The organism is Desulfobulbus alkaliphilus, from assembly GCF_016918545.1.
Lineage (GTDB): Bacteria > Desulfobacterota > Desulfobulbia > Desulfobulbales > Desulfobulbaceae > Desulfobulbus > Desulfobulbus alkaliphilus.
In genome coordinates this window covers 1-435 of the sequence record NZ_JAFFQC010000278.1, presented here as the reverse complement: position 1 = coordinate 435, position 435 = coordinate 1, and the positions used below count along the sequence as shown (strand labels likewise).

The 435-nt window shown below is 69.4% G+C and carries 1 pseudogene; it reads left to right on the top strand.

Annotation, left to right across the window (positions count from 1 at the left end):
- Window positions 1-12: 12 nt before the first annotated feature.
- Window positions 13-435, top strand: a pseudogene (locus tag JWG43_RS18515) (phage baseplate assembly protein); the annotation flags it as partial.

Below are 435 nucleotides of genomic sequence, written 5' to 3'. Positions count from 1 at the left end.
ACGCCGGACGGTGTGCTGAAAGTGGCCGCCCCGGACTATGGCCGGCCCGTGGACGCTGAGCTGATCCTGGACACGACGGGCACCAAAAACAACGTGCAGGACCTGTCCCTGGAGGATAACTGCCAGCGCCGCTGGTCGGAGGTGACAGTGCTGGGCCAGGGCACGGGCGACGAACACGAGGGCGCACAGCCCGCCATCAAGGCCGCGGCCCGTGACGCTGAGGCGGGCTTTGCCCGGCCCCTGATCCGCGATGCCGCCCACCTGGAGACCACTGCCCAGGCGCAGGCCAGGGCCAACAAACTGCTTTCCGATTCCATCTTCGAGAGCTGGCAGGCCGTGGCCCGCGTGCGGGGCCATCGCACGGACAGCGGGGCGGTATGGGAGCCGGGCATGCATATCCGGCTCCTCTCCACGCCCCTGGGCCTGGACGTGGAC